17 protein-coding genes are annotated in these 16,811 nt (G+C 62.4%); 11 read left to right on the top strand and 6 right to left on the bottom strand.

The window, feature by feature from the left end:
- Positions 1-4: 4 nt before the first annotated feature.
- From CKW22_RS17880 to CKW22_RS17865, 4 genes are all read right to left on the bottom strand, one after another.
- Positions 5-1,432, bottom strand: a complete 1,428-nt coding sequence (locus tag CKW22_RS17880) for an amidase (protein WP_033698530.1) — start codon at positions 1,430-1,432, stop codon at positions 5-7.
- Between the two features lie 80 nt (positions 1,433-1,512).
- A complete protein-coding gene (locus tag CKW22_RS17875; RefSeq protein WP_095064544.1) occupies positions 1,513-2,856 on the bottom strand; it encodes an amidohydrolase in 1,344 nt (447 codons plus the stop codon).
- Positions 2,857-2,893: 37 nt separating this feature from the next.
- Entirely contained in the window at positions 2,894-4,240 is a 1,347-nt protein-coding gene (locus CKW22_RS17870; protein WP_033698528.1) for an OprD family outer membrane porin, read from the bottom strand.
- A 208-nt stretch (positions 4,241-4,448) separates the two neighbouring features.
- Entirely contained in the window at positions 4,449-4,913 is a 465-nt protein-coding gene (locus tag CKW22_RS17865) for an Lrp/AsnC family transcriptional regulator (protein ID WP_095064543.1), read from the bottom strand.
- Between the two features lie 249 nt (positions 4,914-5,162).
- Here CKW22_RS17865 and CKW22_RS17860 point away from each other — a divergent pair, with 249 nt between their 5' ends.
- From CKW22_RS17860 to CKW22_RS17845, 4 genes are all read left to right on the top strand, one after another.
- Positions 5,163-6,386, top strand: coding sequence for a diaminopropionate ammonia-lyase (locus tag CKW22_RS17860; RefSeq protein ID WP_033698526.1), 1,224 nt, complete (start codon positions 5,163-5,165; stop codon positions 6,384-6,386).
- 75 nt (positions 6,387-6,461) lie between these two features.
- Positions 6,462-8,093: an APC family permease gene (locus tag CKW22_RS17855; protein ID WP_081874723.1), complete on the top strand. Its 1,632-nt coding sequence runs from the start codon at positions 6,462-6,464 to the stop codon at positions 8,091-8,093.
- 15 nt (positions 8,094-8,108) lie between these two features.
- Positions 8,109-9,290, top strand: a complete 1,182-nt coding sequence (locus CKW22_RS17850) for a M20 aminoacylase family protein (protein WP_095064542.1) — start codon at positions 8,109-8,111, stop codon at positions 9,288-9,290.
- A gap of 96 nt (positions 9,291-9,386) precedes the next feature.
- On the top strand, positions 9,387-9,929 hold the full coding sequence (locus tag CKW22_RS17845) for an AAA family ATPase (protein WP_033698523.1): 543 nt from the start codon (positions 9,387-9,389) through the stop codon (positions 9,927-9,929).
- Here CKW22_RS17845 and CKW22_RS17840 read toward each other — a convergent pair.
- Together CKW22_RS17840 and CKW22_RS17835 are read right to left on the bottom strand one after the other, a co-directional pair.
- The gene (locus CKW22_RS17840) at positions 9,915-10,112 is read right to left on the bottom strand and encodes a hypothetical protein (RefSeq protein ID WP_050506073.1); all 198 of its coding nucleotides are present in this window, start codon (positions 10,110-10,112) and stop codon (positions 9,915-9,917) included. The genes CKW22_RS17845 and CKW22_RS17840 overlap by 15 nt on opposite strands.
- Positions 10,097-10,366, bottom strand: coding sequence for a hypothetical protein (locus CKW22_RS17835; protein WP_033698522.1), 270 nt, complete (start codon positions 10,364-10,366; stop codon positions 10,097-10,099). The genes CKW22_RS17840 and CKW22_RS17835 overlap by 16 nt, the downstream gene beginning before the upstream one ends.
- Positions 10,367-10,484: 118 nt before the next feature.
- Between CKW22_RS17835 and CKW22_RS17830 the strand changes: the two genes are divergently transcribed.
- The 7 genes from CKW22_RS17830 (at position 10,485) to CKW22_RS17800 (ending at position 16,636) form a co-directional block, all read left to right on the top strand.
- Positions 10,485-10,949 (top strand): Lrp/AsnC family transcriptional regulator, encoded by a 465-nt coding sequence (locus CKW22_RS17830; protein ID WP_081874722.1) that lies wholly within the window; start codon positions 10,485-10,487, stop codon positions 10,947-10,949.
- 265 nt (positions 10,950-11,214) lie between these two features.
- Positions 11,215-12,066, top strand: coding sequence for an STAS domain-containing protein (locus CKW22_RS17825; RefSeq protein ID WP_033698521.1), 852 nt, complete (start codon positions 11,215-11,217; stop codon positions 12,064-12,066).
- 4 nt (positions 12,067-12,070) lie between these two features.
- Complete coding sequence (locus tag CKW22_RS17820; protein WP_033698520.1) at positions 12,071-12,433, top strand: STAS domain-containing protein; 363 nt, start codon at positions 12,071-12,073, stop codon at positions 12,431-12,433.
- Positions 12,430-12,834, top strand: coding sequence for an ATP-binding protein (locus tag CKW22_RS17815; protein WP_033698519.1), 405 nt, complete (start codon positions 12,430-12,432; stop codon positions 12,832-12,834). Before CKW22_RS17820 ends, CKW22_RS17815 begins: the two co-directional genes overlap by 4 nt.
- Positions 12,825-13,841, top strand: coding sequence for an ATP-binding protein (locus CKW22_RS17810; RefSeq protein WP_177326499.1), 1,017 nt, complete (start codon positions 12,825-12,827; stop codon positions 13,839-13,841). The genes CKW22_RS17815 and CKW22_RS17810 overlap by 10 nt, the downstream gene beginning before the upstream one ends.
- Positions 13,834-14,709, top strand: a complete 876-nt coding sequence (locus CKW22_RS17805) for a sensor histidine kinase KdpD (RefSeq protein WP_095064541.1) — start codon at positions 13,834-13,836, stop codon at positions 14,707-14,709. The genes CKW22_RS17810 and CKW22_RS17805 overlap by 8 nt, the downstream gene beginning before the upstream one ends.
- Positions 14,699-16,636: a response regulator gene (locus CKW22_RS17800; RefSeq protein WP_095064540.1), complete on the top strand. Its 1,938-nt coding sequence runs from the start codon at positions 14,699-14,701 to the stop codon at positions 16,634-16,636. The genes CKW22_RS17805 and CKW22_RS17800 overlap by 11 nt, the downstream gene beginning before the upstream one ends.
- Positions 16,637-16,811: the final 175 nt, after the last annotated feature.

Below are 16,811 nucleotides of genomic sequence, written 5' to 3'. Positions count from 1 at the left end.
GATGTCAAAGGCTCTTGTTGCTGAAGGATTGTTGCTTGTTCCACAGTGCGGGCGTGAACACCCCGCAGTGGCGTTCGATGTCTGCTGCCAGTTGCAGGCAGCGCTCGTCTTCCAGGGGGGCGCCGATCAGTTGCACACCTTGCGGTACGTCTGCCTGCACGTCGGTCGGCACGGCAACCGCTGGAAAACCCAGCAGGTTCACCAAGTACAGCGCGCGTTGGGCCTCAAGCAGCGCTTCAAGCTGTGCCGGGGCGCCAAGGTCATAGTTGTCCGCGAACGGCGCCTGGGCCGAGACCGGCATCAGCACGGCGTCGTAGGCCTGCAGCCACAGGTTCCATTGGCGACGGATCAGGTTGCGCAGGCGCAAGTCGCGCAGCAGCTGACCGGCATCGGAGGCACCGAAGTGGGCATTCATGCCGTTGACCACCTCGTTGATCTGCGCTGAGCCATGGCGTGCGACACCCTCTACGAACAATGCAGTGGATTCGGCGGCGACCAATCGCCCCCAAAGCATCGCGCCTTCCAGGGCCAGTGGCGGGCGAACCTGTTCTACCTGGTGCCCGGACTCGGTCAGCGCCAGGCACGCGGTGGCTATGGCACGTTCCACTGCCGGGCTGACACCGCTGTCGAACGGGTCGATGCAGCAGGCCACGCGCATGGGGCGATCGATGCGCCCGGCGTTGCGCCCGGCGCGCCAGTCCGGGTCGAGGGCGGCGGGCTGGCTCATCGACGCAAACGCCAGTTGCAAGTCCTGCACATTGCGCGCGATCGGACCCTGCACCGAAAACAGTTGGGAAATCGGCGGGCGGCCCTGTTCACAGGCGGGCGAACCGTTCGCGATGCGGCCCATGGACGGGCGCAAGGTGGTCACGCCACAGCAGTACGCCGGGTAGCGCAGCGAGCCGCCCATATCGTTGCCATGGGCGATACAGCCAATGCCTGACGCCACGGCCGCCGCTGCGCCACCTGACGAGCCACCCGGCGTCAGCGCCGCGTTCCAGGGGTTGGAGGTGGCACCGTGCAGCGGGTTGTCAGTGAACCAGCGGGTGCTGAACTCCGGCGTGTTGGTCTGGCCAATGATGATCGCCCCATCCTTGCGCAGGTTGGCCACTACGGGTGCGTCGTGTTCGCAGCGTTGCGCGGCCAGGGCGGGAACCCCATCGGAGTTGGCGTAGCCTGCCTGGTCGACATTGATCTTTACCGTGACCGGCACGCCGAACAGTGGCGGCAGCGTGTCACCGGCGCGGCGCTGCTGGTCCATCCGCCGAGCCTGCGCGAGGCTTTGTTCGTAGTTGCGGGTGACCACAGCGTTGATGCTGGGGTTGATCGCCTCGCAGCGATCGATGTGCTGCGTGACGACTTCTGTGCAGCTGACTTCACCTGCCGCGATCCGTGCACGCGTTTCGGTGGCACTCCACTTCCAGATTTGCATTGTTCATCTCTCTGATCAAAGCTGCGCGGCGCGGCACCCGGGGTGATAGCGCGCGCGTAGCGGGTGGGCTTGAAGCAAACTCAACGCACGGCCTGGCGCGCTTGGGCGTAGGCCGGGTAGGCCAGCACAAACTCGACGTGGGCGCGTACACCGGTGCTCAGCGTGGCTTCATCCACAGTGAACGACGGGCTGTGGTTGACCGGTGCGCTGCTCATGTCCTGGCCGGCAGGGGTGGCACCCAGCAGCACGAACAGGCTGGGCACCTGGGTGGCATAGTGGGCAAAGTCTTCGCTGGCGGAGAATGTGTAATCCAGCCGCGCTGCCTTGCCATCGGAGGCGCGCTGCAGCGCCGTAACCGTTGCCTGGGTCAGCGCTGGGTCGTTCATCAGCACGGGGGCGTATTCCGACAGCTCCACCTTGGGGGCCACCCCGTGGGCGAGGGCGATGTGCTCCACCAGGTTTGGCAAGTCGCCGAGCAGGGTCTTGCGGATGTCGTTGTTGCTGGTGCGGAGGGTGCCCAGCATCGTCAGGTCCTGCGGGATGACATTCGGCGCAGTGCCACCGTGAATGCTGCCGATGGTGACAGCTGCCATGCCTTGGGTCAGGTCTGCCCGGCGGCTTACCAGGGTTTGCAAGCTGGTGACCACCTGCGCTGCGGCGACTACCGGGTCCTTGCTCTTCCACGGCATCGAGCCGTGGGCCTGCACACCTTGCAGCGATATACGCACCCCATCGGCGCTGTTCATGGTCGCGCCGGGGCGGTAGCGCAGCTCACCGGTCGGGATGCCAGCCACCACATGCAGGCCGAACAGCGCCTCGATCGGCGGGTCGGTCAGCACGCCTTCGGCGATCATCTTGCGTGCCCCCACCTCGGCACCCTGGGTGAAATTGTCGATGTCCGCGCCACCTTCTTCAGCCGGCTGGAAGATGAACACCACGGTCCCGGCCACCTGTTCGCGATGCTCGGCCAGTAACCGTGCCGCCCCGAGCAGCATGGCCGTGTGGGCATCGTGGCCACAGGCATGCATGACTGGGGATGATTTGCCCTGGTACTGGGCAACCGTGTTGCTGGCAAACGGCAGGCCGGTCTGTTCCTGCACGGGCAAAGCATCCATGTCGGCACGCAAGCCCATGACCGGCCCAGGCTTACCGCCCTTGAGCACGCCGACCACGCCGGTACGGGCAATGCCGGTGCGCACCTCGATGCCCAGTTCACGTAGCTGCTTGGCAACCAGCTGGGCCGTTTGGAACTCCTGGTTGCCCAGCTCCGGATGCTGGTGAATCTGTCGCCGGATCCGCACGACCTCGTCCTCGACCTTCAAGGCAGCGTGCTTTACCCAGGTGCCATCAGGCATGCTGGCCCAGGCCTGCACGCTTGGCGCGCCTAGCAGGGAGCCGATCAGTACGGCAAACAAGGGTTTCATGGAGGTTCTCCTTAGAAGGGGGGCGTTGCTGCAGCGCTCAGAAGAGCTTCACTGGCAGGTTGACGATGAGGCGGAACTCTTCGAGATTGCCTTCGATCTGGTTGCGGCTCGCGCGATGCCAGGCGTTGCCGGTGAGGACGCTGAGGTTCTTCATGCGCCCGGACTGCACCACGTAGTTGAGAAAGGCGCCCACTTCGTAGTGGCTCTCGCCGTTTTGGCTCGACGCCCAGCCGTAGGCTGCGTTGGCGCCGCCGTCGTAAGCGGTGCCGTCGATGTTCCAGCCCTTGATGTACCAGAGGATGGTTTTCAGGCCGGGCACGCCGTAGGCGGTGAAGTCATTGGTGTACTTGACTTGAAACGAACGCTCGTTGGGGCCGTTGTAGTAAGAGAGCATGGTGTTGGGCAGTGAAATGGCGTTGGATTCGCCGACATAATCGAAGTACTCGTCCCCGACCACCTGCTGCAGCCCGAACTTCACCGAGTGGTTGAGGTAACGCTGGGTCAGGCTCAGGCCGTAGACCTGTTGGTCGATTGCCCCGGCCAGTTCACGCCCGCTGGAACGGGTGTGATACAGGTCGGCCTGCACTTCGCTAGCCCAGGCAGCGTTCCACTCGTGGCGGGAGTTGAAGCCCAGATAGGCGCGGTCCCATATGGCATCGAAGCGGGAAAGATAGAGGCTGGCCGTTGCTGCCGTGTTCAGGTTGTAATCGCCGCCGGCATAGGCAACCCAATCGCTTTCAACCTTGCGCGTGGTCATGGTCGACGTCAGGTCTTCGCTGCCTGCGCCGGTGCGTGGCGTGGCCCGGTCGAAGTAGCCCGCCTTGAGCGTCAGTGCGCCGAGGTCGTGGCTTTCCAGCGACACGCCGTCGAACGACGCAGGTAAGGTCCGGGTGTCCGCATAGTCCATGACGGGGGTGCGTACCTGCTGCCTGCCGACCTTGATCACGGTTTGGCCGGCCTTGAGTTTGGCCGCTGCGATACCGACCTTGCCCCAGTCGTCGACCACATCGCCGTCGCGCTCCACGAGCAGCCTGCTGCTGCCGCCGGCTGCCGCCAACCCACTGCGTTCAAGCGCTACCGCGCCATACAGCGACAGGTCGATACCCAGGCCAACCGGGCCTTGGGTATAGCCTGAGACGAAATCGAGCCTGGCGCCTTGCAACCAAGCCGTACGGTCGTTGACCGGCTTCGCGCTTCCTTTGTCTGGAGCCAGGAAATAGGTGCTTTTATGGCCTGTCTCATGGGAGTACCAATGGCGCAGGTTCATGGTCAGCGAACTGTCTTCGAGCAAGCCTGGCTGGGCCTTGCCCATAACCGGGGAGAGGGAGAAAAAAGTCGCAAGGGTGCCGGCAAGCCAGCGAGCGTTAGCCTGTTTGTTAAGCATCGGTGAGTGCCTGTTAGTTATTTTTGTGGCAGGGCGCAACAGGGAGGGGCGGGCTAGGAACATGTGTGCACATGCAAGGCCGCCGGGTGAGGGGAAGACTAAAACGGCATAACTATGCCGTCTAGTACCGATATTCTTTTATTACCATGCTGTTACGGCATACAGGTTGGTACCTAGGGGGCAGAGTCGCCGCGCACCTGTGCGCGCCTCAATCCAGGGTAGGTACGAATACTCCCGTCTTCACTTTGCTCATCGAGACCAGCGTCTTGAACCGCTTCACGTTGTTGCTCTGAAAAAACAGTTCACGCGTGAGCTGCGTGTACTGCTCCATGTCGCGCACCAGCAGGATCAGCACAAAGTCGCACTCGCCGGCGACATAAAAGCACTGCTGCACCTGCGGGCAGGCCAGAAAGGTCTTTTTCATGGCGTCGAGTAAATCCACTCGCTCGTTCTCGACTTCCACCTGGGCGATGACCGTGAGTGTGTAGCCAAGCTTTTGCGCATCTACCTGTGCAACGGTGCCGCGAATGACGCCATCCTCGGTCATCTTTTTCAGCCGCCTGTTTACCGCTGCGGAGGAGAGATTGACCTGGCTGCCAAGGTCCAGTTGTGAAGTACCAGCGTCGCGCTGCACCGCGTCGAGCAAGGCCAGGTCGAAGTGATCGAGGGGCATGGTGAATAGTCCGTAATGGAAAGGGTGTGGAGTGATGTAAATCGTAATAGAAGTTCATGTCTTCACTGAAAATCAAGATTCTAGTGCGCAGCAGCTGAATAGAATTTCTCCATAGGTTGATCAGGGTGCAAGACCGGGGCTTCCGGCACCGTTTGCGCACCATCGGCTGATTCCTTCTCTCGATCCCAACCCGCTGAGGCCTGAATGCAGCGGTAGGGGCGTCTTGTTGCCTGTTGAAAGGAGTGCTGCATGTTTATCGCCAACCCCAAGGCCAGCCGCCAGCCTTACCCGGACTCGCTAAAAGCGGTCATGAGCATCGCCAAGGCCCATGAAAGCCGCCAGTGGCTGTCCCACTGGTCACAGCTCAATGCGGGAGCAACACCCTTGTATTCCCTGCCTGACCTGGCAGGTGCGCTTGGTGTGGCGCAGATCATGGTGAAAGACGAATCCGTGCGCTCGGTGTTGGGCAGTTTCAAGGCTTTGGGCGCACCCATCGCGCTGGTGCGGCTGGTCTTGCGGACCTTCCCTGAACAGCAGTTTGACCCGCATGGGCTGCTGGACGGTAAATACGCCGGGGTGCTGGCGGACTTCACCGTGGTCAGTGCCACCGATGGCAACCACGGCAAAGGGCTGGCGGCTGCCGCGCAAAGCATGGGTTGCCGCTGCGTGATCGTGCTGCATGCGCAGGTCAGTATCGAGCGCGAGCAGGCCATCGCCGCCTACGGCGCACAGATCGTGCGGATCACTGGCAACTATGACCAATCTGTCGAGCACGCTGCTGCCCTGGCCGCCAGCAACCACTGGGTGGTGGTTTCCGATACCTCCTACGACGGTTACGAGGTGATCCCCCGTGATGTCATGCAGGGCTACGGCACTATCGCGGCGGAAATCGTCGAGGCGACGGCTACGGCTGCGGCACAACCTGCTTTCACCCATGTTTTTCTGCAAGGCGGGGTAGGTGGCCTGGCGGCAGGCATCGTCAGCTACCTGTGGGAGCGGTACGGGGCAGACCGGCCGACCTTCATCATGGTTGAGCCGGTGCAGGCCGATTGCTTGTACCAAAGTGCGCTTGCCGGCAGACCGGCACGGGCGACCGGCTCGGTGGACTCGGTGATGGCCGGGCTGGCGTGTGGCGAAACCTCGCCGTTGGCCTGGCGGTTCCTGGCCGCCAGTGTCGATTACTTCATGACCATCGAAGATGACCAGGCCATCGCAGCCATGCGCCGCCTGGCCGCTGGCAGTGCGCGGGACATTCCACTGGTGGCGGGTGAATCGAGTGTCGCCGGGCTGGCTGCTCTCGGTTGCCTGGTCGAAGGCGCAGGCCGCGCTACAGACCTGGGCATCAACGCCAATTCACGGGTGTTGTTGATCAGCACCGAAGGCGCCACCGCCCCCGGTGTCTACGCCGAGCTGCTGGGCGAGAGCGCGGAGTCGGTGCTGGCCCGCCAGAGCGCCTGGGCGCCCGCCGCCTGAGCCCTAGGCAGGTTTACCCAAGGGCTTGGGCCAAGCGCTTGGGTGCTCCACACAAGAACAACAATCGGAGACTCCATGAACACGATAAAACGAGACATCAGCCCGTGGTCGCTGATGCTGACCGGCCTCGGCTCCATCATTGGCTCAGGCTGGCTGTTTGGCGCCTGGCACGCTTCGGCCATTGCCGGGCCGGCTGCAATCCTGGCATGGGTGATTGGTGCAGTCGTCGTCCTTGCGATCGCCCTCACATATGCCGAAATGGGCGCCATGTTCCCGGAATCAGGCGGCATGGTGCGCTACGCACGGTACTCGCATGGATCGCTGGTGGGTTTCATGGCCGCATGGGCAAACTGGATCTCGATCGTTTCAGTCATCCCCATCGAAGCGATTGCCTCGGTCCAGTACATGGCCTCCTGGCCATTCCCCTGGGCGAGGGCGTTGGTGCATCAGGGTGAACTGACCAGCACAGGGCTGGTCGGCAGCGGGGCATTGGTACTGGTGTATTTCGCCCTCAATTACTGGGGGGTGAAACTGTTCGTCAAGACCAACACGGCCATTACCGTGTTCAAGCTGGTGGTGCCTGCATTGACTGCGGTGGCGTTGAGCATGGCCAGCTTCAACAGCGAGAACTTTGGTGACGGTTCAGTCTCCAGTTTCGCCCCCTATGGGTGGTCAGCCGTGTTCACGGCCGTTGCCGCCAGCGGCATCGTATTCAGTTACAACGGTTTCCAGAGCCCGGTCAGCCTCGCCGGGGAGGCCCGCAACCCGGGGCGTAGCATCCCGTTCGCGTTGATCGGCTCGGTGCTGATCGCTTTGATCATCTACGTGCTGCTGCAGGTGGCCTTCATCGGGGCAGTAAGCCCTGAAAGCATTGCTTCGGGCTGGCACAGCCTGAACTTTGACTCGCCGTTGGCGCAGCTGGCCTTGGCGCTGAACCTCAACTGGCTGGCGATGCTGCTTTATCTGGACGCGTTCGTGAGCCCATCGGGTACGGGGGCGATCTATACCGCGACCACTGCGCGAATGATCTATGCGATGGAGAAGAACAACACGCTGCCCAAGGTGTTCGGCAACCTCCACCCCCTGTATGGCGTCCCGCGTCAGGCGATGTGGCTGAACCTGGCGGTGAGCTTTGTCTTCCTGTTCTTCTTCCGGGGGTGGGGCACGCTGGCTGCGGTGATTTCTGTCGCGGTGATCATTTCGTTTTTGACAGGCCCCGTCAGCGTAATGTCCTTGCGGGTGCATGCAGCCGATGTCAAACGCCCTCTGCGTTTGAAGGGCATGCCCGTCATAGCGCCATTTGCCTTCATCTGTGCATCGCTGGTGTTGTACTGGGCGCGCTGGCCATTGACCGGCCAGGTCATCCTGCTGGTGATCGGTGCTTTGCCCCTGTACTTCTACTACCAGGCCAAAAGCGGCTGGACGGGGTTTGCTCGTGAGGTGCGTGCCGCAGTGTGGTTGATCGGCTATTTGCCGGCCATGGCGCTGGTGTCCTGCATCGGCAGTGAAGCATTTGGCGGGCTTGGCATCTTGCCTGAGGGTGTGGACATGGCCGTCGTGGCAGCTGTCGCATTCGCGTTCTATCGCTTGGGGGTTCGCAGTGGCTACCGCACCCCGTATCTGGCCGAGAGCAGTGTCTGGCACAACGACGACGCGGCGCACTCGATACCTCAACCGTCTGATCGACACCCTTCGCTGACCCAGTAACAGGAGACTTCCAGCATGAGCAACGAGCAAGCATTCGAGCAGCGCATCAAGCAATGGCGGCACAACTTCCATCGCCACCCTGAAACCGGATTCGAAGAGTTCACGACAGCAGACGAGGTTGCCAGCATCCTCACAGGTCTAGGCCTGGAAGTGCACAGGGGAATAGGCGGAACAGGGGTTGTCGCAAGCCTGACAGTCGGGGAAGGGCGTGGGGTAATCGGCATTCGCGCCGACATGGATGCCTTGAACATCACCGAGCAGGCGAAAGGGCGCGCTCACGCGTCCTGCAACCCTGGAAAGATGCATGCCTGTGGCCACGACGGGCACATGGCAATGGTCCTGGGCGCTGCAGCGCTTCTGTGCAGTCGGCGCGACTTCGAGGGTACCGTCAGGTTCATCTTCCAGCCGGCCGAGGAGCACGGCCGCGGTGCCAAGGCGATGATGGCGGACGGGTTATTCGAGCGCTTTGCGGTGGATGCCATCTACGGTGCCCACAACATGCCAGGCATGCCGGCAGGCCATATCGCCACGCGCGCCGGGGGGATCATGGCCAGCGAAGATAACTTCGTCATCCATATCCAAGGGCGGGGCACCCATGCGGCTCGGCCGCACATGGGTATCGACCCCTTGGTGATTGGCGCCGAGATCGTACTGGCGTTGCAAACCATCGTTTCGCGCAACGTCGACCCCAGCTTGCCTGCAGTGGTTTCCTGCACCGAATTCATCACCGACGGTATTCGCAACGCCATCCCCACGCATGTGACGATCAAAGGGGACACCCGCAGTTACAGCCCTGAGGTGCAGCGTCTGCTTGAGCAGCGCATGCGCGAGATCAGTGAAGGCATCTGCCGAATGCATGGCGCCACCTGCAGGTTCGAGTACAGCCACGAGTTTGCGCCGACCGTGAACTGGGCGAACAATACCGACATTGCCATTGCAGCTGCACGCAATGTGGTGGGTGACAAGGCCGTAGACCCAGAGGTGTCACCCATGATGATTTCCGAAGACTTCGGCGCATTCCTCCAGACGGTGCCAGGCAACTTCGTGTTCATTGGCAACGGCGCAGAGGGGCAGGACGGAGCGACGCCCCTGCACAATGCCGGCTATGACTTCAACGATGAAATACTGGTGACCGGTGCGCGGTACTTTGCCGAGTTGGTGAGGGTCAGTCTTCCTGGAACACACGTGAAAGAGTAAGAAAGTGTAATTCGGCGCCTGTGATCGCATTCTGGTCTTGGGTTGCCCGACCAAAACCCGCACAATCGCCGGCTTTTTTCGCCACAGGAAGCCGCCATGCAACGGATTGTGATTCTGGGAAATGCCGGCAGCGGCAAATCGACCCTTGCCCGCGCCTTGGGCAAGCGCCTCGGCCTGCCGGTGGTTCACCTGGACACCCTGTTCTGGGAGCCCGGCTGGGTCGAGCCTGACGCCGAGCAGTTCCGCACCCGGGTGGGTGCAGCGATTGCGGGGCAGGCCTGGGTGTGTGAAGGCAACTATGCCCGGCGCACCTTCGACCTGCGCCTGCCCCGTGCCGACCTGGTCATCTGGCTCGATACGCCTCGGCTGACCTGCTTCAAGCGGGTGATCGTACGCAGCGTGATGAACCGGCCCCGGTCGGACCTGCCCGCGGGGTGTACAGAGAAGCTCGACCGGGCGTTCCTGACGTTCCTGAATTTCGTGTGGCAGTTCGACCGTGGCTACCGCCCAGGTATCGATGCACTGCGCCAGGCGCTCGGGCCCGATGTTCCTACCGTGCACTTGCGCGGCGGCCGGCAGATCGATGCATTTCTAGAAAGCTTGCCCGCAGCCGGCATGCTCGCCTCAGGCGGGCAGTAGCGCCCGCAACGCGGCGGTCACGATGATGGCGAACAGCACCACCGGTAACAGGCAATACCGTGAAGCGGCATACGCGGTGAGCGCCAGGGCGACGAGGTCGGCTGGGGAGCCAGAGACCAACCAGGGCGCTAGCAAGGCGACCAGCAGGCAGCCCGGCGCGGCGCCGATCATGGCTTTGCCCATAGATAAGCGCCGACCAGGCCCGCCAGCGTACCCGCCAGCACGTACCAGGCACCGGGAATCAGCAGGTAGAACAGGTCAGCCGTGATCAGGCTGAACAGCCAGGGCATGGCGGCGTGCACGCCTCGCCACATGCCGTTGAGCAGCACCAGCAAGACTGCGCTAAAGGCCATGTCCAATCCGTAGCTGCGCAGGTCGCCCAGCAGCGGCAGCACCAGCGCGGGTGAAGCGTTCAGTAAGGGTTCAAGGGTTGTCATGGCTTCCTCCAGTGGAGGCAAATTATTTCAATGTATCGCTGAAATTGGCTTGCGTAGTTGCGCGCATGCGCCGAGGATTTGGCATCAGATGCCGAGAAACTCCATTTAAAGGTTTTGTATGCCAATCAAACTCGACGCTATCGATCGCCGTATCCTGCGGGCGCTGCAACGCGACGGCCGTCTACAGAACCAGGAGCTGGCCAAGCAGGTGGGGCTATCCCCCTCGCCGTGCTTGCGGCGGGTGCGCCTGCTGGAAGAAGCGGGGGTGATCGAGCGCTACGTGGCGCTGGTGGACCCGGCCAAGGTGGCGCTGGGCCTGACCCTGTTCGTGCGGGTGTGGCTCAAGCGCCAGGACCAGCAGACCACCGATGAATTCGTCGAGGCAGTGCGCCTGCTGCCCGAAGTGGTGGAGTGCCATGTGATGGCGGGCGATTGCGATTTGCTGCTGCGGGTGGTCGCGGCGGACCTGGACGCTTACCGTCGGTTCCAGATCGCGCACCTGACCAGCCTGAGCGTGGTGCAGAACGTCAAGACTGAAGTGCCTATGGAGAAGATCAAGTTGACGACCGAGTTGCCGGTTTGAAAGGCGCTTCGGGCATTGGTGGGAAGGTAGTAGGGCTGCGATGTGCTTGGCGGGAGATAAGGGGAGAACACTAGCCGCCGCCACCCTATCTCGAAGACGGTCGCCACCAACGCACCCCACAAACTTGGCCTAAAGTTAGTCCCACACACGGTGGCGCAATGCAATTATTTGCCGATCGCCACAACTATTCTCATCGGCAAATGTCACTTTCCGGAGCCGGCACGATTCTCGGGGCACCGGCTAGGCATATCGGAGCGAACTTGACATGGCAGCACTGCAAAGCAGTACGTTGGAAGCGATTGTCGGCAATCAGGCGCAGTTGCAGCGTAGTTGGCTTGAAGCTCTCGAAGCCAAGGGGGCGGCGCGTAATATCCGTGAACAGGACCTGCGCCAGGAGACCCGTGATTTCCTGCAATTGGTGATCGACGGCCTGGGCCGTGAGAGCAGCACCCACATTGGCGCCGAAGGCTGGGAGGAGACGCGCCGCTTCCTGGAAAAACTCTCTGCCAGCCGTGCGCAGGTCGGTCAGGAATCCCACCAGACCGCGTTCTTCATCTTTGCCCTGAAAGGGCCGCTGTTCGACCTGCTTCAAGCCCATTACCGCGAGCAGCCCGCGCTGCTGGCCGAACAGCTTTGGGAAATATCTTCACTGTTCGATGCCTTCGGGCTGCACACCATCCGCACCTACCAAAAAAACCGCGAGGCAGTGATCAAGCGTCAGCAAGAGGAACTGCTGGAGCTGTCCACCCCGGTGGTGAAACTGTGGGAGGGCGTACTGGCGCTGCCATTGATCGGCACGCTTGACTCCCAGCGCAGCCAGACGGTGATGGAGTCGTTGTTGCAACGCATCGTCGACACAGGCTCGGAAATCGCCATCATCGACATCACCGGTGTGCCGACGGTCGATACCCTGGTGGCCCAGCACCTGCTCAAGACCGTAACCGCCATCCGCCTGATGGGCGCCGACTGCATCATCAGCGGCGTGCGCCCGCAGATTGCGCAAACCATCGTGCACCTGGGCCTGGACCTGGGCACCCTGACCACCAAGTCCAACCTGGCCGATGCGCTGAAACTGGCGCTGTCGCGCCTGGGTACCACTGCTGGCGAGCGAGTGTGAGGCAATGGAGCGTATCCCCATATTGCAAATGGGCGAGTTCCTGCTGGTGACCATCCAGGTCGACATGCATGACCAACTGGCACTGCGCCTGCAGGACGATCTTACCGATCGCATCGAACACACCAGCGCCCGGGGCGTGCTGATCGACATCTCGGCGCTGGACATGGTCGATTCGTTCATCGGCCGCATGATCGCCACTATTTCGGGGTTGTCACGGATCATGGATGCCGAGACCGTCCTGGTCGGCATGCAGCCAGCGGTCGCGATCACTTTGGTGGAGCTCGGGCTAACCCTGCCCGGGGTCAGCACTGCACTCAATGTCGATCGTGGCATGCACCTGTTGCGCAAGCGGGTAGGCCGCCCATGACCATTCGCGAGCATGGCAGCCAGCCGGTACGCATCGAACAGGACGTCGTGCTGGCCCGCCAATTGACGCGCAAGCTCGCCAGTGACTGCGGCATGCGCCTGGTCGACCTGACCAAGCTGGTCACGGCCGTCAGTGAACTGGCCCGCAATACCGTGGTGTACGGCGGGGGTGGCGACATGGACTGGGAGGTCATCGAAGAGGCCGGCCGTACGGGTGTACGTCTGGTCTTCCGGGATGAGGGGCCAGGCATTGCCGACATCAAACTGGCGTTGACCGATGGCTGGACATCCGGCAGTGGCTTGGGCCTGGGCCTGACCGGGGCGCGACGCCTGGTCGATGAGTTCGAGCTGGATACCGCTCCCGGGCGAGGCACCCGGGTAATGATCACCCGATGGATATGAACCTGACTGCAAGCCTGACCCAGGTCCTGCGCATTGACGATGCTACCCAGGTCGGGCACGCCCGACGGGTCGTGCAGAAACTCGCCGAACAGCAGGGCTTTGACGCCACCGATGCGGGCCGGGCGGCCATTGTCGCGACCGAACTGGCCAGCAATGTGCTCAAGCATGCCAAATGCGGCGAACTGCACCTGCGCGTGCTTGGCCCTGCCAGCCAGCCTGGCATCGAACTGCTGGCGGTGGATCGCGGCCAAGGTTTCGACCTCAACCATTGCCTGGTCGACGGTTACTCCACCGGCGCAACCGCGGGTATTGGCCTGGGCGCTGTCAGCCGCTTGGCGCAGGTATTCGATGTGCACAGCGATGCCCAAGGGGCCGTGGTGCTGGCGCGCCTTTATAAACAGGCTGATACGCCCAGGGACATTCGCCTGGGTATCAGCCAGCATTCGCTGCATGACGACCCGGCCTGCGGTGATACGTGGCACGTGACGCTCGGCGAGCAGCGTTTGAGTGCGTTGCTGATCGACGGCCTGGGCCATGGCGAGGAGGCTGAACGCGCCGCTAAGGCCGGTGCCCAGGCGTTCGCCCAGAGCCCGTTCAGTGCACCGCTTCATCTGCTGGGCGAATTGCACCAGGCCATGGCAGGTACGCGCGGTGGGGCTGTTGCGATTGCCCAGTATGAAGGGGGGCACGACAGCGTGAAGTTCATCGGCATCGGTAACATTGGCGCAACATTGGTCGGTGGCGATAGACCGCGTGGCCTGGCCTCTCACCCGGGCATCGTCGGTGGTCAGTACCGCAAGGGGCAAGTGTTCGACTACGCTCATGTGAAGGGGAATCTGTTGATAATGTTCAGTGACGGCCTGCAATCTCGCTGGAACCTCCAAGCCTACCCGGGCCTGGTGCACCGCCACCCGGCCGTGATCGCTGCGGTACTGCATCGCGACTTCTGCCGTGGGCGGGACGATGTGACTGTGCTGGTGCTCGACCTGGAGACCGTGCATGCCTGAGTCAACGCCCGAAAACCGCGCCGCGCAGGCTGCCTGTGTGGCACGCCTGCAGGCCGAAAATGAAGCGCTGCGCGCAGAACTGGAAGAAACCAACCAGGGGGTGCTGGCGCTCTACGCAGAGCTGGACACCCAAGCCGAGCAGTTACGCCAGGCATCGGACCTGAAAAGCCGCTTCCTTTCCTACATGAGCCATGAGTTCCGCACGCCGCTGGGCTCGATCCTGAGCATCACCAGCCTGCTCGCCGATGAGGTGGACGGGCCGCTGAGCAAGGAGCAGCAATTGCAGGTGGCCTTCGTCAGCATTGCAACGCGCGAACTCAGCGACATGGTCGACGACCTGCTCGACCTGGCCAAGATCGAGGCCGGCCGTATCACCATCTCGCCAGCCTGGTTCGACATGCTCGACCTGTTCGCCGCCTTGCGCGGGATGTTCCGGCCGATTGTCGACACCGGTAGCGTGGACCTGATCTTCGAAGAGCCGGAGGGGTTGCCGCGGATCTACACCGATGACAAGAAACTGGCGCAGATCCTGCGCAATTACATCGCCAATGCCCTCAAGTTCACCACCCGCGGTGAGGTGCGGGTGTCGGCGCAACTGCTGGGCAGCGACCAGATCCGTTTCGCTGTCACCGACACCGGCATCGGCATCGCCCCTGAGCTGCTGGGTGGCTTGTTCGAAGACTTCGCCCAGATCGACTCGCCGCTGCAAAAACGCCTGCGCGGCACCGGCCTTGGTCTGTCACTGTGCAAACGCTTCGCGGCCTTGCTGGGCGGCGAGGTGGGGGTGGAGAGCGTGCCGGGCGCCGGTTCCACGTTCTTTGTCATCATTCCGCTGGCTTTGGCTCAGGAGGGCGCTGATGAACCCTGACATTCGCCTGCTCATCGTCGACGACAACGCAGCCACCCGGTATGCGCTGCGTCGGCGCCTGGCGTTGCATGGCTATCAGATCCTCGAAGCGGGCACCGGTGGCGAGGGGTTGGCACTGATCCACAGTGAGCAGATCGATGGGTTGATCCTGGATGTCAACCTGCCCGACATGAGCGGCTTCGATGTTGTCCGGTTGCTCCGTGCCGACCCTGAGACCGCCTTGCTGCCGGTGATTCACGTGTCGGCGGCGTCGATCCAGACCGGCGACATCATTACCGGGCTCGATGCCGGTGCCGACGCCTACTTGGTGCACCCGGTGGACCCGGATGTACTGGTCGCCACCCTGCGGACCCTGATGCGGGTGCGCGATACCGAGCGGGCACTGCGCGCAAGCGAGGCCAACTTCCGGGAAATTTTCAACAATGTGTCGGCACCGATCGCCGTGCTCGATGCCGGGCTCAAGGTGCATGAGTGCAACCGTGCATTTACCCAGCTGATCCAGGACAACCGCAACCCCGACACACTGCAGGAGTGCTTTGTCGACGGCCAGCATGCCGCCATTGTCGCCTTGCGCCAGCACATGGCCGATGGCCGGCGCTGGCGTGGCACCCTGGGCATGAGCGTGCGCGGCCTGCAACGCGACACCGAATGGCAGCTCTCGCCCTACCGGGCGCCGGGGTTATGCCTGGTGTTTGTCGAGGACGTCACCGAGCATCGCCACCGTGAGCGCTCGCACCTGGCGCGCCTGGACGACGCCAATACCCGCCTGGCGCGGGAAATGGCGCAGCGGGCGCAGACCGAGGCGCAATTGCTGCAATTGCAGAAGATGGATGCCCTGGGCAGCCTCACAGGCGGGATCGCCCATGATTTCAACAACCTGCTGACCGGTATCATTACCAGCCTGGAACTGATCCGCAAACGGGTGGGGCAGAACCAACTGGAGAAAATCCCCACCTACGCAGACGCTGCGCTCAGTTCGGCCATGAGCGCGGCATCGCTGACCCACAGGCTGTTGGCGTTCGCACGTCAGCAACCGCTCGACACCCGCCCAGTGGACGTCAACGAACGGGTTCGTTCGCTTGAAGAGCTGATCACCCGCACCATTGGCGAACGTATCGTGCTGCAGCTGGCGCTTTCCAGCGAGCCGACGATTGCCCTGGTCGACCCGATCCAGCTGGAGAGCGCAGTGCTCAACCTGGTGATCAACGCCCGTGATGCCTTGGCCCAGGGTGGGCATATCTGGGTCAACACTGCCGCGAGTTGGTCGCACGGCAATGCCTACCTGCAAGACGGCCCCTATGTGGCGGTGACCGTACGCGACGATGGCGCTGGCATCGAGCCTGAGGTTTTGGAAAGGGTCTTCGACCCCTTTTTCACCACCAAACCGGTCGGCCAAGGTACCGGGCTGGGGTTGTCGACCATCTACGGCTTTGCCCGCCAATCGAGCGGGCATGTGTCGATCCGCAGCGTGCCAGGGCAGGGCACCGAGGTGACGTTGATGTTGCCGGCCAGTAGCCGTCAGGTGGCCTGTGAGGAGCAAGCGTCGCCGTTGAACCAGCAGGGCGCCGGCGAGCATGTGCTGGTTGTCGAAGACATGGCCTCGGTACGCCTGTCGGTGGCAGAAGTGCTGGCCGATGCGGGTTATCGTTGCACCTTGGCGGAAACCACCGAACAAGCGCTGGACTGCTTGCGTGAAGACGCCAGTATCGAATTGCTCTTGACCGATGTCGGGCTGCCAGGCATGAGCGGCCGCGAACTGGCGGATATGGCGCGTAGTTACCGCCCGGCGCTACCGGTGCTGTTCATGACCGGCTACGCCGAGACTGCGCTGGATCGTCAGGCGTTCCTGGATACCGGGATGGACCTGCTGATCAAACCGTTTCAGGTCAGTGACCTGCTCCATAAGGTGCGAATAGGCCTTGGGTAGCGCAGGGCGCATCTGCTTGCCGCGCAGTTAGACTGTTTTCGTCGTTGCGCCCAGGCGATGAGCGGTGATAAACCAGATAGCTGAATTCACGTCTGTCAGCCATGTTCTTAGCTTGGCATCTGCTGCTATGTTACTTGACGTCTGGCACAGCGGCGCAACCGTTTCAGCGTGCATC

Origin of the sequence: Pseudomonas sp. Irchel s3f19, from assembly GCF_900187555.1 — a bacterium.
Taxonomy (GTDB): domain Bacteria; phylum Pseudomonadota; class Gammaproteobacteria; order Pseudomonadales; family Pseudomonadaceae; genus Aquipseudomonas; species Aquipseudomonas capeferrum.
Note: the sequence above shows the minus strand (reverse complement) of the source record. Positions and strands in the feature narration are given on the sequence as shown.